General features: G+C 34.2%; 17 protein-coding genes. 3 read left to right on the top strand and 14 right to left on the bottom strand.

All coding sequences use genetic code 11. The annotated features are described in order from the left end of the window. Positions 1-12 precede the first annotated feature (12 nt). The 9 genes from BUB89_RS17980 to BUB89_RS05685 form a co-directional block, all read right to left on the bottom strand. Positions 13-141, bottom strand: a complete 129-nt coding sequence (locus tag BUB89_RS17980) for a FeoB-associated Cys-rich membrane protein (protein ID WP_141384367.1) — start codon at positions 139-141, stop codon at positions 13-15. A gap of 12 nt (positions 142-153) precedes the next feature. Further along, positions 154-639 (bottom strand): PAS domain-containing protein, encoded by a 486-nt coding sequence (locus tag BUB89_RS05655; RefSeq protein WP_073242796.1) that lies wholly within the window; start codon positions 637-639, stop codon positions 154-156. Positions 640-696: 57 nt separating this feature from the next. After that, positions 697-2,796, bottom strand: a complete 2,100-nt coding sequence (gene feoB, locus BUB89_RS05660) for a ferrous iron transport protein B (protein ID WP_073242798.1) — start codon at positions 2,794-2,796, stop codon at positions 697-699. Next, positions 2,796-3,035, bottom strand: a complete 240-nt coding sequence (locus tag BUB89_RS05665; RefSeq protein ID WP_073242800.1) for a FeoA family protein — start codon at positions 3,033-3,035, stop codon at positions 2,796-2,798. The genes feoB and BUB89_RS05665 overlap by 1 nt, the downstream gene beginning before the upstream one ends. A gap of 141 nt (positions 3,036-3,176) precedes the next feature. Further along, positions 3,177-3,842 carry an SCO family protein gene (locus BUB89_RS05670; protein WP_073242802.1) on the bottom strand — a complete coding sequence of 222 codons (666 nt, stop codon included), beginning with the start codon at positions 3,840-3,842 and terminating at the stop codon, positions 3,177-3,179. Positions 3,843-3,890: 48 nt separating this feature from the next. After that, positions 3,891-4,403 (bottom strand): DMT family transporter, encoded by a 513-nt coding sequence (locus BUB89_RS18330; protein WP_317048473.1) that lies wholly within the window; start codon positions 4,401-4,403, stop codon positions 3,891-3,893. 36 nt (positions 4,404-4,439) lie between these two features. Then, entirely contained in the window at positions 4,440-4,835 is a 396-nt protein-coding gene (locus tag BUB89_RS18335) for an EamA family transporter (RefSeq protein ID WP_307723312.1), read from the bottom strand. Beyond that, the gene (locus tag BUB89_RS05680; RefSeq protein ID WP_073242804.1) at positions 4,835-5,659 is read right to left on the bottom strand and encodes an NAD-dependent epimerase/dehydratase family protein; all 825 of its coding nucleotides are present in this window, start codon (positions 5,657-5,659) and stop codon (positions 4,835-4,837) included. The genes BUB89_RS18335 and BUB89_RS05680 overlap by 1 nt, the downstream gene beginning before the upstream one ends. Before the next feature lie 163 nt (positions 5,660-5,822). Further along, positions 5,823-6,188, bottom strand: coding sequence for a hypothetical protein (locus tag BUB89_RS05685; RefSeq protein ID WP_073242806.1), 366 nt, complete (start codon positions 6,186-6,188; stop codon positions 5,823-5,825). Positions 6,189-6,365: 177 nt separating this feature from the next. On the opposite strand from BUB89_RS05685, the gene BUB89_RS05690 reads away from it, so the two are divergent. Next, entirely contained in the window at positions 6,366-6,878 is a 513-nt protein-coding gene (locus BUB89_RS05690) for a hypothetical protein (protein WP_073242808.1), read from the top strand. Positions 6,879-6,890: 12 nt separating this feature from the next. Further along, positions 6,891-7,196, top strand: a complete 306-nt coding sequence (locus tag BUB89_RS05695; protein ID WP_073242810.1) for a hypothetical protein — start codon at positions 6,891-6,893, stop codon at positions 7,194-7,196. A gap of 63 nt (positions 7,197-7,259) precedes the next feature. Here BUB89_RS05695 and BUB89_RS05700 read toward each other — a convergent pair whose 3' ends face one another. The 5 genes from BUB89_RS05700 to BUB89_RS05720 all read right to left on the bottom strand — a co-directional run bounded on the left by BUB89_RS05700 (position 7,260) and on the right by BUB89_RS05720 (position 13,059). Further along, positions 7,260-7,832, bottom strand: a complete 573-nt coding sequence (locus BUB89_RS05700; RefSeq protein ID WP_073242812.1) for a porin family protein — start codon at positions 7,830-7,832, stop codon at positions 7,260-7,262. A 146-nt stretch (positions 7,833-7,978) separates the two neighbouring features. Further along, on the bottom strand, positions 7,979-8,605 hold the full coding sequence (locus BUB89_RS05705; RefSeq protein WP_073242814.1) for an MCP four helix bundle domain-containing protein: 627 nt from the start codon (positions 8,603-8,605) through the stop codon (positions 7,979-7,981). Positions 8,606-8,692: 87 nt separating this feature from the next. After that, positions 8,693-11,086, bottom strand: coding sequence for a M20/M25/M40 family metallo-hydrolase (locus BUB89_RS05710; protein WP_083552524.1), 2,394 nt, complete (start codon positions 11,084-11,086; stop codon positions 8,693-8,695). A 26-nt stretch (positions 11,087-11,112) separates the two neighbouring features. Then, positions 11,113-11,460, bottom strand: coding sequence for a hypothetical protein (locus tag BUB89_RS05715; protein WP_073242816.1), 348 nt, complete (start codon positions 11,458-11,460; stop codon positions 11,113-11,115). A 69-nt stretch (positions 11,461-11,529) separates the two neighbouring features. Further along, positions 11,530-13,059, bottom strand: coding sequence for a carbon-nitrogen hydrolase family protein (locus BUB89_RS05720; RefSeq protein ID WP_073242818.1), 1,530 nt, complete (start codon positions 13,057-13,059; stop codon positions 11,530-11,532). A gap of 210 nt (positions 13,060-13,269) precedes the next feature. On the opposite strand from BUB89_RS05720, the gene BUB89_RS05725 reads away from it, so the two are divergent. Further along, complete coding sequence (locus BUB89_RS05725) at positions 13,270-13,605, top strand: single-stranded DNA-binding protein (protein WP_073242820.1); 336 nt, start codon at positions 13,270-13,272, stop codon at positions 13,603-13,605. Positions 13,606-13,849: the final 244 nt, after the last annotated feature.

Consider the following 13,849-nt stretch of genomic DNA (forward strand, 5'->3'; position numbering starts at 1 on the left):
GGTAAAATAATTTTAATGGCAGCCACAGTCATCACCACCGCAGTTTTTATCCTTTTTTTTCTTCTTTAAAAAGAATTTTTTAATGAGGTACATAACGGCTATGCCAAGTGTTATAAAAGCTATAATTTCTTGAAAATCCATATTTTAGATGTTTTAAGATGCTATTTTTTCTAAGGCAATGTAGTTTTGAAAATCTCCATTTTTATCAAACATTGGATAGGCCTCAATTTCACACCAATAGGTTTCGCCATTTTTTTTGTAATTTAAAATCACTTCTTTGAAAGGTTTTAAGTCGTTTATGGCTGCTTTTATTTTTTGTTTCGTTGCATCTGAAGTGGCTTTACCTTGAAATACTACAGGTGATTTTCCAACTATTTCCTGAGGTTGATAACCATTTATTCGTGAAATGTTTTTTGATGCAAATACAATTTTAAAATTGATATCGGTAATTATGAGTTCTCGATTTTCTTTTTGAGATTGTTTGAGGTAGTCTTTTTTAATGTTCCAATTGGATTGAATTTTTTTAAATAGCAAAGCATCAGAAAAATAATCTTTCCTAAATTCAAAAGAATTCATTTGGAATGGTTGTAATTTTAGATTACTGTAAAATTTGGCACAAGCATTTTCGTAATTTCTCATAATACTGTTGTTTTTTGAAAATTCTTTTGAAAGAGAAACTTAGAATAAAGGTACTTTTTATTTTAAGATCTGAAAAGCAATCAAAGCAACTAAATAAGCAAAGGTACTCATGAATATTAATTGTCCTAAAGGCCATTTCCAGCTATTAGTTTCTTTTTTAGTAATGGCAATGGTACTGGCACATTGCATTGCAAAAGCATAAAAGAGCAACAACGAAATTCCGGTAGCAAAGTTAAATACTTTTAAACCTGTCTCGGGATGAATTTCGGCTTGCATTTTGTTTTTAATAGTAGTTTCATTGTCTGATCCTCCTACGCTGTAAATGGTGGCTAATGTACCCACAAATACTTCTCTTGCTGCAAATGAACTAATGATGGCAATCCCTATTTTCCAATCGTATCCTAAAGGGGCAATGACCGGTTCGATACTTTTACCCATGATTCCAATATACGAATTCTCCAGTTTAAAAGAGGCGATTTTGTTTTCAAGTTCTGTGTTTGAAACAGTGTTGTTTTTTTCCTGAGCCGTAATAATACTTTCGGCATTTTGGAACTTTTCTCCCGGACCATAAGAGGCTAAAAACCATAATACAATGGAAATTGCCAAAATAATCTTTCCTGCACCTAGAATAAATGCTTTCGTTTTTTCGATTACATTGATAGCTACATTTTTAAATAATGGCAATTTATAGTTGGGCATTTCGACTACAAAAAACGTTTTACCGCTTATTTTCATCACTTTGTTTAAAACATAGGCCGAAAATATTGCCATCCCAAAACCTAGTAAATACAATAGCATTAAGGTCAAACCCTGAAGGTTCAGGAATCCTAACACACGGTGATTAGGGATTACTAATGCAATAATTATGGCATAAACAGGCAATCGGGCAGAACAGGTTGTGAACGGTGTTACCAGAATGGTTATTAAGCGTTCTTTCCAGTTTTCGATATTTCGGGTGGCCATGATAGCAGGGATTGCACATGCTGTTCCTGAAATTAGTGGCACCACACTTTTTCCTGATAAGCCAAAACGACGCATGATTTTGTCCATAATAAAGACCACACGACTCATATAACCACTTTCTTCCAGTATAGAAATAAAGAGGAATAAGAAAGCAATTTGAGGGATAAAAATCAGAATTCCTCCAATTCCGGGAATAATTCCCTGCGAAATTAAATCGGTTAAAATACCTGCAGGTAAATGCTCCGCTGCCATGGCGCTTAAGGTAGCAAAGCTGCTGTCAATAAAATCCATTGGAATGGAAGACCAGTCAAATATGGATTGGAAAATAACAAAAAGGATCACAAAGAAAATAATGTATCCCCAGAATTTGTGTGTTAAAACACGATCCAGTTTAGAGCGAAAATCTCTGGCTACGCTACTGTCAATACTCAGCCCTTCTTTTAAAACATCATTAATAAACTGATAGCGTTTAATAGTTTCTTTTTGTTGTAAGCGCTTTAATTCAGTATGTGATTTAGTAAACGAACTCTGTATTTCTTTTCGTTCTAAATTTAAAAAGTTCACATCCTGAGTGATGACCAGCCAAAGTTTGTATAATAATTGATCCGGAAACGCATTTTGTAAATTGTTGAAATACTCTTTGTCAATCACTGATGCGTTTAAGCAAGGCTCTGCCGATATGGATTTATAGGTAACAATGAGTTCTTTTAATTCCTCAATTCCTAATGATTTTCTGGAACTTACTAAGGCAATTTTTGTTTTTAATTGTTCTTCAAGAAAAGGGATGTCAAGCGAAATTCCTTTGGATTCCATTCGATCAGCCATATTAATGACTAAAATAGTCGGGATTTCAAGATCTTTAATCTGGGTAAAAAGCAATAAATTTCTCTTTAGATTTTCAACATCAGTAACCACTAATGCAACATCAGGATATAATTTATCGTTTTTATTTAATAATAATTCTATAACTACATTTTCATCAATAGAGCTGGCATTGAGGCTGTAAGTTCCTGGTAAATCCAGAATGTTAGCCTTGATATTATGGGGTAATTTGCAAAAACCAATCTTCTTTTCCACTGTAATTCCAGGGTAGTTTCCTACTTGCTGGTTCAGCCCGGTAAGCTGATTAAAGACAGAAGTTTTACCTACATTAGGATTTCCAATTAATGCTACGTTAATATTTTGAGGAACCATTAAAGTACGATTTTAATAAGTTCTACTTCAATTTCTTTAGCAGTTTCTACTCGAATAGCTACATGAGAACCATTTACATCTAAATATAACGGATCTCCAAAAGGAGCAATTTGAAGTAATTGTACGGTATTGCCCGGCAAGCACCCCATTTCAAGTAACTTTAAAGGAATAATGTCAATATCAAAATCTTTGATAATTGCTTTTTCGTTTTTTCGTAATGAACTTATTGTGGTACGCAAGGCTTATTTAGATTGAATTAATATTGCAAAAATACATAATTATAATACTAAATGGACTTCTAATGATCAGTTTTATGATTTAATTAGAATTTATTTTAAGTAAAAAATATATTTCTGTGTTTTGGGTTTTTGTTATTTAATTTAATTTTCACAAAGAAAGTTAATATCTTCAATTAATCGCTCCATATCTTCTTTTTTAGTGCCGTCATAAAAACCGCGAACACGTTTTTTAGCATCTACTAAAACAAAGTTTTCGGTATGAACCATATCGTATAATTCGCTTGGTTTACCCAGTTTTACAGCTAAATATGATTTTCTGGCCATGGTATAAATTTCTTTTTTATCTCCTGTCACCAGATTCCATTTGCTGTCAACGACACCATGTTCCAGAGCATACGCTTTTAAGGCTGCTACCGTATCCACTTCGGGAAAAACGGTATGTGATAACAACATGACTTTTGGGTTATTGATAATGGCTTTTTGAACATCTACTAAATTGGCTGTCATTTTTGGACAAATAGTACCGCAGGTAGTAAAGAAAAAATCGGCAACATATATTTTTCCTTCATAATCTTTTTGTGTAATGGTTTTTCCATTTTGATTGGTAAACGAAAAATCAGCAATAGTATGGTATTTGCTCACATATTGTATGGTGCTGTCAACTAATTCCGGATTTACATCGGCGGGATTATAAATAGGAAGTGTTTTTTTAGGTTTTAAAGCACCATAAAAAAGAAAAAGAGTAATTGCTGAAAAAACAATAAAGATACCAATGAATATGCGGTATTTGTATAAAACAGATTTCATGAATTTTTTTTGCAAAAATACAAAAACTGTCTTGGAAATCAGGAAGCTTTACTTAATTAATATATTTGTTTTTTTACGGCTTTGTCTTAATGATTTATTGACTAAATACAAGCCAAACAAGGTTACCAGTCCGCCCAATGCAATGGAGATACTAAGTGATTCTCCAAAAATGGCCGACCCTAAAAGTACCGCTACAACAGGATTCATATAAGCATAGATACTGCTCACTTCGGGTGGAAGATGTTGCAGCGAATAAATAAAAACAGTAAAAGTAATTAGGGAACCCACAACCACAAGATATGCTATGGCAAGCCAGGTTTCCAGAGGGATCTCACTTAAACTCACCGAAATGCCTGTAGCACCATTATAAGCAAATAAAAGAATACTGGAAATAAACATTTGGAATCCTAAACTAAAATAAGGATTGTAAGAAGCTGCTTTTTTCTTGGTGTATAAAGTACCAAATGCCCAGGTAATGGTGGCTAAAACGGAGAGGAAAATTCCAAATCTAAAATCGGGAATTAAAAAATCAGCCAGGTATTCATAAAAGATAATGCACACTCCGCCAAAGCTGACAAACACCCCTATTGCTGCTAACTAAGCAATTCTTTCGCCTCTGAAAAAAGAAATAAGCACAATCCAGATAGGGAAAATGGCAGCAATGATAGCACCCAGTCCGCTACTGATATACTTTACACCGGCTGTACTCAAACCGTTGCTCAAAGTAAAATTAAGAATGGCCAGAATAACAATTGTTCTCCATTGTTTTCCCTTAGGCCAGGCCACTTTTGTAAACATAAAAATAAGAATGTAAAGCAATCCCGCAATAAACTGACGAATGGCAGCCATTTGAATTCCGGGAATATAACGAACCCCTTCTTTAGAAGCAATCCAGGTGGTTCCCCAGAAAAAACCAACCCAAATAAGAGCCAGAATGGGTAATCCCACAGCGTTTATTCTGGTTGAAACAGCGGTTTTAAATTTGGTAATCACTATAAATCGAGTTGAGTGAAATGATAATCTAACAGTCTGATTAATTTATCGGATAAAATGGTTTTCCCCACAGATGGAATTTCGTCATTGAATTGTGGCGGAACCAAATTTTCGACAATTGCTTTTTGGGTGTAATACTTTTTTCGGCTGGGATGAAACGGTGCTACTGCATTAAGCGTAGTATCCCAGGTTTGTGTTGCTATAATTTTTTGGATAATTCCAATACAATCCTCCAGATGAATTAAATTAATGGGTGCATCCGGATTAGGAACATTCTCTTTACCGGCTAAAAAGCGGGCAGGATTACGGTCTTCCCCTATTAATCCGCCAAAACGCAGGATGGTAGTTTTGAAATGCGGATTAGCTAACAGTAATTGTTCAATTTCAAGCAATTGTTTGCCGCTTTCGGTAACAGGAGAGGGAGCGGTGTTTTCGTCAACCACCTCATTAGCTTCTCCGTAAACCGCAGTCGAACTGATGAACAGCACATTTTCTACCGTTGATTGTTGGATATAAGGCAGTAGGTTTTCTATTTTTTTAACAAATGAATTGTTGGCTGCATCTGAGTAATCTTTATTTTTTCCTCTTAATTTAGGCGGAATAGCGATGATAAGCGTTTCGCTTCCGTCTAAAAACGGAGTTACGGGAGAGGTAAAGTTTTCCACTTCGAGTGCAATAGGGAAATGGTTAATTCCGGCATTTTCCAGCATTTCTTTTTTACCTGCCGTTGTAGTTGAACCTTTAATTGAGAAACCTTCTTTCAGTAAGGCTTTCGCCAAAGGAAATCCCAGCCATCCGCAACCTAAAATGCTAATTTGTGTCATTTTGCTTTCAATTATTTCAGAGTGCAAAGGTCTATATAATAATTTGGATTTTAGGGGCAAAGAAGCGAGTATTTTTTAAGACACAGATGCTATAAAAAATTATTGGATACAAAAAAACCGCCTCAGTTTTGAGACGGTTTACAGATAATAAAGCTTATCATTCTTATTGTTTTACGAGTGTGAGTTTCATTTCGGCACTTTCCAGTATCACTTTATCATCTGTAATATCACTTTCAAAAGGGAATGGAGTACCATTATCATCTTTAATTACCAGGCTTTTTCCTTTTTTTGTTAAAGCATACGTACCATCATTTATATCGGTTTCTATGTGTCCTGTAACATGTCCGTCTTTAGTAAATGTTAGTTTTCCATTAGCGATGATGTCACCTTTCACAGAATCTACATGAGGTGTTTTTGCTTCAACTTCAGTAATTTTCCAGGAATCAATTAAATCATTTCGTTTTTGATTGCACGAAATGATGAATACAGTTAATAATAAAATGCCAATAAATAGTTTGAATTTTTTCATGATTTTAAATTATTAAGTTATATAATACAAGTTACAAAAAATATTAATTCAAAACTCTTAAAATCAATTATTTGTAATGTGAAAAATATAATTAGAAAAGCAAATATCACTAAAAGAAGGTATTGTTTATGGTAAATGTAAATGATATGTTTGTTAACTATTCTAATATAGTTTTAAATGAAGACAACTATTCTAATTGCCTTTTTAATAATTTCATTAACAGGCTTTTCTCAGCAGCTTACTTATGGCAGTGGAGGTACAGTGTATAATTCTGAAAACACAAAAGTAACATCGGATGGAGTAAGACAACGGTTAAAAAACAATAAAGAGGCTTTATCACTGTATAATTCGGGAAGGAGTAAAAAAACATGGGGGAATATTCTTTTTTATAGCGGTTTAGGACTTATGGCTACAAATGTTATTGTGGGAATGAATACCGATAATACAACTACATCTTATCCGGGGAATGGAAATTATCCATCTGTGAAATCAGAGCGTACTGATATGACTGCTGCAATAATTGGTGGTGCTATGATTGTTGCTTCAATTCCAGTCAAAATAGGGTATCCTAAAAAGATTAAATCAGCATTGGGTTTGTATAACAATAGTTTAACGGATCACTATAAATCACAACCAAGAACAATATTGTTAGCAAGTGTTAATCAAATTGGTTTTAAAATCGAATTTTAAATTTAAAGCAAAATGAAAATACAAAAAATCCTGAAAGTTGTATATGTAAGTATACTGTTTTTGGTTACTGTTTTTATTTGGGAGCAAATGTACTCAGCTCAATTTTTAGAATATGATAAAAATTATGGTGTCCTTTTATCCGTTTTTCTGATTTCTGTTGTTGCGTTCGTTATTTTAACAATTATGTGGTTTAAGGTAAGAGCTTTTATAGAACAAAATTCCTTTGTAACTATTTTATTTGTAGTTATGACTTCGCCGTTAACACTTTTATTTATTATTTATTTTTATCAGGATATATTTGGCAAACTAAAAGTTTGAATGCCAGCATAAAAAAAAACCACGCAATTCGCGTGGTTTTCTATTACTATTTTCTGAAAAATATTAGAATTTGTATCCTACAGAAGCCTGGATTCCAAAACGGTTATTTCCTTCTGGTCCGTAAGCTAAATCCAAGAAGTTATAAATGTATCTTGCCTGAATAAATGCTCCTGAATTAAAGTCATAAGCTAATCCTGAAACAGACGCCACATTGTATTTTCTTAGATTAGTGTTCGCATACATTCCATTTGCTTTAGAGTCAATTATAGCACTTGCCTGAGGACCCACTTCAATTGACAAACCTTTAGTAAGATAGAACTTGGCTAAAACAGGTATAGCAATTTCGCTAATTTCTAAATCGCTGCCGCTTGTGTTTCCGTTTCCATCAAACTTAAAGCTGGAATGAGAATACAAAGCCTCAGCCTGGAATGAAAATTCGTCACACATTTTGAATTCAGCCACTAAACCGGCATGGTATCCTACTTCCGGACGTAAGTCGTGCACTGATGATGCTCCTGTTGCTAACCAATCGTAATTAGCTCCTGCTTTGATTCCTAATTTTACATTTTTTGCTTCCTGAGCATTTGCAAATCCAAATGCAAAAACTGCTGCTAATGATAAAATGATTTTTTTCATGTTTAATTTTTTTTTGACTACACAAAATTAGATAAAACCTTTTGGAGCCCCAGTGTTTTCGGGCTTTTTAACGTTTTCTATAGCTTGTTGGCTCTCAGTGATTTATATAGTCTGCAGAAAAAAAAGTAAACTTCATTTATTGTTTTTTAGTTCATACTAGGCGGTTCAGGAATTTTTATTTTTACTTTCATCTTTTTTAAAACCAATAAATAAGCCGAAAGACAACCTAAAATAATAAACAAACCAATTTCCAACTTAGTGAAAATTTGGTTTCCATTGTGCAGGGTATTGGCTGTTGTAAGTGCTGTTTTTCCTTCGTCAATTTGGATTTGGGCTAATATTTCTAAGGTTTGTAAACTTTTGGTACTCCATTCTGTTATTTTTTGCCTATCCTTATTTTGATTTAGAGTTTCAATTGCTGAACATTGATTCCGGAAAAAAGCGAATTGTCTTTTTTCCTCAGCAGTCAAAACGGTTGCTAAGTACTTCTGGTCTAAAGTTCGGATGCTTTGCAAGCGATCCGTAATCAACTTTTGTTCTTCGGTAGTAAGAGGATCGCTTGCAGCTGCTGATTTTATTTGATGAATAGCATTGGTATACTGAAAAATATAATGACTTACCATTAACCTGTCGTTGTAAATAGCCTGAATGCTTTCATTGGTTTTTTTAGAATTCAGGGCAATGAAATAATTACTTATCAAAAGTAAAATGGTAACAAAAATCAATACGGCTGCCGCTTTTGTTTTTCGATTAATAGTATTTATATCTCTCATAATCAGTTAATTTAATCCCGAAAGATAAACCTTTCTTTCTGATTTAAAAAGAGAATTAAGTAAACAACATAAAAGGAGTTTCTTCCCTTACTTTGTAGTATCAATAACAGTTTCTACGGGAATTGGTTTCTTTCTGTAAACTTTAGGTTCGGCTATTACTGAGGGTGACTGAATGGCAACCGGAGTAGGCTTTATCGTTTTTTTGATCGCTACTGCGTCATTTAGTACAAAAGGGGTTGGCATCATCCAGTCGGCTCTTTGTTCCATAGTAAATAATGGATTTTCCATTAAATCAAAAGAGCTTTCTAATAATTGCATATTAAAAACGGTAGCAGTACTGATATTAAATTCTAAAACCAGCGGCTCATTATCCACCACATAATAACTCAGTAACTTTTTGCCTTCGCGTTTAAATATTTTACTTTTTTGTTCTAAATGGGAAACACCATTGGCTTTAATATTATAAAGTTGCATTTTTTCATTGGCAAAAATATCATAGCGGTTGACTTTTCGATTAGGCGAAATACGAATTTTTAAATAACGCTGATTTTCTGCGATGCTATCGGTAAGAAAATCGATTGTGGGTTGGGCTATATTTTTTAAAGGAGCTGCTGCCGCAAAGGTGAATTGGGAATTGTATTTACTAAAAAGCGGAATGTCTTCAAGACCTTCCAGCAAACCGGGATTTTGACCTAAATATTTTTTAGTCCATACATCTAAATTTTTATCATAGGTAATCCATTGCGCTTTATTAGTATCGGCATTATAAAGATAAACCAGGCTGTTTGATTTTGCTTTTCCTTTTTCATAATTCGAATCAGCGTCTGCTTTAATAAAAAAACCGATAGAAGCTACCAAAAATAGGATGGACCAACTGCCTTTTTGGACAAAATTACCCAGAGTAGGCAAGAGCAGTCCAAAACATAAAGCAGTTAGAATGGCGCTTCCAAATAGTATTTTTAATCCAAGGCCTATTGGAAACATTTGGATAAAAGGAGCAATAATTAATAAGGTTGGAACAGCTAAGATTAAGTTTAAAACCGGAATGTATTTTTGGGTAAGGATATAGAATCCAAACATAAATGTCCCAAAATAAACCGGAATGATTAAAAAACCGGCACCCTCTAAACTAAAAGCAATTGCCATATTGATAAGTAACCAGATAAAAATGGGAGCTACAAAGTCATTAGCACTAATCTTGTTTGGGTAAAAAAAGTGATAAAAGGCAAAGCAAACCGCAATGCTTAAGAGTACAAAAGCGGCAATATAACTATGGCCATTGTAGGTGAAACCGTTTAGTAAATCACTGTATTGCGGATAAATTTGTAACACAATTTTCCAGCCAAAAAAAGTAAGGACTCCAGCCGAAATCAATGCTCCCAGAAAAGGAATGAATCCCTGAAGCATTTTTTGAACGCTTAGAATCCTTTTAGCAATTCCTAAGAAAATAAAAAATATAAAAAGTACAAAAGCAATAATTAACATGGGTATCACCCAGCTAAACGGATAGCTGATAAAACTAAACGGAATGGAGAAATACACATAATCTTCAACAGACTGAGTGGTATTTAAATCGGCATTCGAAAAATAATTCAGTAAGGGCATTAAATAAGATCCCTGATGTGCTAAGGAATTAATATTTAAATGCTCCATATCGTCCTGAGCGGTGTGGTAATTGTAATGGTCGTCAATAAAAGCAAAATTAAAGCCCTGAATATTACCCTGTTCTCTAAAAACAGTTAAATCGGTATCGTTAGGCAACATTTTGTAAATGCTGTACATCAGTGAGTTGGATACCGGAAAAGTAGGGTTTGCAGCGGCAAAATTTTTGACCATTCCTGCATTTCCCTCATTGGTTTCCATTAACATATAACTAGGTCCGGATGTTCCTCTTGCTTCAAAGTTTAAGGCTAAACCAATTTCTTTTGCCCATTTGTGCTGTGTTACAAAAAGCGAGGCGCCATTTAACCCCAGTTCTTCGGCATCCGTAAACAGAATGATAATGTCATTTTTATGTGTTTTTTTATGATGTAAAAAGGCTCGCACACTTTCCAGAATGGTAGCCACACCGGAAGCATCGTCACTGGCTCCGTGTGATGCCGAATGCGGAGCACTGTCATAATGGGAAAGTAATAAAAGTGCTTTTCCCTGCTGACTTCCTTTTATTCGGGCGATTATATTTTTTGATTTGGTTAAATTTCCCCAATCGGTTAAGGTGTAACCATCCTGAAATTGCGTTTCCAGTCCGAGTTTTATTAATTCATAACGCAAATAATTAGCTACTTTGGTATGATTTTCTGAACCTGTATAATGCGGTTGCCGGCTAATTGTTTTTATATGTGCTAAAGCTCTTTTAGTCGAAAACTCTGAGAGCGGTTTATCACTACTTACAGTCCATTGCGGCATAATACTGCAATATATAAAAGCCAGTACGGCTATAAAAAAGAGGACTGAAACAATGGAGGATAAATCTTTTTTCATTTTAGGGTTGATTTGGGATTTGGTGGTTAATTGTCTTTTTTGACAAGGATATACAGATCATTTTCTAATAACATATATCCTTGATCATACAGAAAGTAGTAGGTGTTTCCTGTTTTGGTTTTTAATATATTGGTAAAAAAATCAAAATCAAAACCTTTGCTTAATAGTTTGGTTCGTGTCGTTTTTGATTTTCCATCGGTATTGAGTTCTGTCAGAATGCGATAATTTTTGCGCAATTTATTATTAATATTACGCATAATATTATTACTGTCTTTGTTCATCTTGTTGTTAAAGGCATTGCGACAGCCGTCGCTGCAAAACTTTTTGTCTTCCCGACCAATGATTTTTTCGCCACATTCTAAACAGTTTTTCATATATGTGAAATTTATTTTTGCAGTCTTAAATACCTTAGTTTTTTATTGCTATTTGCATCGATTTCATATTTAACTTCTTCCTTTTTTAATTCGATACAAATCATGACGACGGTCTTTTAAAATTTTGACACTTCCATGTTCGTGCAATTCTTTTAATAAATCTAAATCGACATCCACAATCAAAGTCATTTCGGTATTAGGGGTTGTTTCGGCTTTAACTCCATTACTTGGAAAAGCAAAATCAGAGGGTGTGAACACCGCCGATTGCGCATATTGAATATCCATGTTGTTTACTTTGGGTAAATTCCCCACACAACCCGCAATGGCTACATAGCATTCGTTTTCAATAGCTCTGGCTTGCGCACAATGTTTGACTCTGGTATAGGCATTTTGGGTATCGGTCAAGAAAGGAACAAACAAAATATTCATGCCTTCATCGGCCATTAATCGGGATAATTCCGGAAACTCTACATCATAACAAATAATAACGCCTATTTTTCCGCAATCGGTGTCAAAGGTCTGAATGGCATTTCCTCCTGTTATTCCCCAATGAAAAACTTCGTTTGGCGTAATATGAATTTTTGTGTAGGTTTCATACGTTCCATCTCTTTTGCATAAAAAACCAGAATTATATAAAGTTCCATCAATTAAATGTGGCATACTTCCGGTAATGATATTGATGTTGTACGAAATGGCTAATTCCTGAAATCTTTTTCGAATGGGCTCCGCATATTTTGCTAATTCCCGAATAGCATCTGCCTCCGATAAATGATTGTAATCGGCCATTAAAGGCGCAATAAACAACTCAGGAAAAACAGCAAAATCGCTTCCATAACCCGAAACGGCATCAATAAAAAATTCCGATTGTTCGAATAAAGCTTCTAAATTCCCCAGCGGACGCATTTGCCATTGAATTAATCCTAATCGAATGACACTTTTTGTGGTGTTAATAATTTGCGGACTTTCATCGTAATAAATGTTATTCCACTCTAATAAAACGGCAAATTCTTTGGACTTTTTATCGCCTTCGAGATAATTTTTCATGATACGCATCACGTGAAACTCATTGCTCAGTTGAAACGACAATACGGGATCATGAATTTCCTTTCTTTTTACCTTATCGATATAGCCTTTAGGCGTGAGTTCTTGAGCATATTGACTGTAATTTGGAATTCGTCCTGCAAATACAATGGATTTTAGATTCAATTGTTCGCAAATTTCTTTTCGCGCATCATACAACCTACGCCCTAATCGCAAACCTCTGTATTTGGGTACCACAAAAACATCTATTCCATATAAAACTTCCCCTTTTGGAGTATGTGTCGAAAAGGTATAATTGCCCGTGATTTTTGCATAATCATGGTTTTTTTCGACCAAATCCTCATCTACAATTAAGGACAAAGCCGATCCCACCACGATATCATCCACTAGGATAACCAGCTGACCTTCGGGAAAGATTTTGAGCAATTTTTTAATATCGGTTTCTTTCCAATAATCGTCTACCATTTCCGGATAGGATTCAATCATCGAATTTTTTAATTCTTTGTAGTCTTCTATTTTTAAATTTCGTAGTTCAACTTTATTGATTTCAGCTTGCATAAATGTATTGATTTTCTGCAATGTACAAAAAATACTATCCGTTTACAAACGTTTACAATTATTTACAACCGAAAGTAATTAGATAGCAACCGAATAATTAATAGCAACAGTTGCAACTTTGTACTATCGGAAAGAAACAAACAACTTTCGATACTATATGCCTAAAATCTGAAACGAGTTCAGATACTAATAATTAAATAATTATACGCCATGAATGCATTAAGAAACAAAGTACAGTTGATCGGACATTTAGGAAATGATCCTGAAATCAAAAATTTTGACGGAGGAAAAAAATTAGCCAATTTTACTCTGGCGACAAATGAAAGTTACAAAAATGACAAAGGAGAAAAAGTAGAAGAAACCCAATGGCATCGTTTAGTAGCCTGGGGTAAAACTGCTGAGATTATTGAAAAATATGTAACCAAAGGAAAAGAAATTGCTATTGAAGGCAAGTTAACGCATCGTACTTATGATGATAAAAACGGTGAAAAACGTTATGTAACGGAAGTAGTGGTTACCGAATTACTTTTATTGGGAAGTAAGTAAAACAAAAAGAGTTTAGCTTATTTAAAAGAATGGAATGCTATAAAAAGCAGAAAACCCATCTTGTTTTCAGAACGAGATGGGTTTTTGTATATATAAAATCAGGCAACTTTTTGAATCAAATCAAACAAAGGACAACGTTTGCAACGCTTGCTTTCTGATTTTTTGAATTTTTCACAACAAGAAGATTTGCAGTTTTCCACTTTTTTGATGACAACAAGAGCTTCTTTTTTCTTTTTGTCTTTCT

It is taken from the genome of Flavobacterium flevense (assembly GCF_900142775.1).
Lineage (GTDB): Bacteria > Bacteroidota > Bacteroidia > Flavobacteriales > Flavobacteriaceae > Flavobacterium > Flavobacterium flevense.

What these genes read in the sequence shown, in the direction of transcription:
- BUB89_RS05680 (WP_073242804.1), bottom strand. Translation starts at nt 5,659, where the DNA reads ATGACACAAATTAGCATTTTAGGTTGCGGATGGCTGGGATTTCCTTTG.
- BUB89_RS05690 (WP_073242808.1), top strand. Translation starts at nt 6,366, where the DNA reads ATGAAGACAACTATTCTAATTGCCTTTTTAATAATTTCATTAACAGGC.
- BUB89_RS05700 (WP_073242812.1), bottom strand. Translation starts at nt 7,832, where the DNA reads ATGAAAAAAATCATTTTATCATTAGCAGCAGTTTTTGCATTTGGATTT.
- BUB89_RS05670 (WP_073242802.1), bottom strand. Translation starts at nt 3,842, where the DNA reads ATGAAATCTGTTTTATACAAATACCGCATATTCATTGGTATCTTTATT.
- BUB89_RS05710 (WP_083552524.1), bottom strand. Translation starts at nt 11,086, where the DNA reads ATGAAAAAAGATTTATCCTCCATTGTTTCAGTCCTCTTTTTTATAGCC.
- BUB89_RS05685 (WP_073242806.1), bottom strand. Translation starts at nt 6,188, where the DNA reads ATGAAAAAATTCAAACTATTTATTGGCATTTTATTATTAACTGTATTC.
- BUB89_RS05715 (WP_073242816.1), bottom strand. Translation starts at nt 11,460, where the DNA reads ATGAAAAACTGTTTAGAATGTGGCGAAAAAATCATTGGTCGGGAAGAC.
- BUB89_RS05705 (WP_073242814.1), bottom strand. Translation starts at nt 8,605, where the DNA reads ATGAGAGATATAAATACTATTAATCGAAAAACAAAAGCGGCAGCCGTA.
- BUB89_RS05695 (WP_073242810.1), top strand. Translation starts at nt 6,891, where the DNA reads ATGAAAATACAAAAAATCCTGAAAGTTGTATATGTAAGTATACTGTTT.
- BUB89_RS05655 (WP_073242796.1), bottom strand. Translation starts at nt 639, where the DNA reads ATGAGAAATTACGAAAATGCTTGTGCCAAATTTTACAGTAATCTAAAA.
- BUB89_RS05720 (WP_073242818.1), bottom strand. Translation starts at nt 13,059, where the DNA reads ATGCAAGCTGAAATCAATAAAGTTGAACTACGAAATTTAAAAATAGAA.
- BUB89_RS05725 (WP_073242820.1), top strand. Translation starts at nt 13,270, where the DNA reads ATGAATGCATTAAGAAACAAAGTACAGTTGATCGGACATTTAGGAAAT.
- feoB (WP_073242798.1), bottom strand. Translation starts at nt 2,796, where the DNA reads ATGGTTCCTCAAAATATTAACGTAGCATTAATTGGAAATCCTAATGTA.
- BUB89_RS17980 (WP_141384367.1), bottom strand. Translation starts at nt 141, where the DNA reads ATGGATTTTCAAGAAATTATAGCTTTTATAACACTTGGCATAGCCGTT.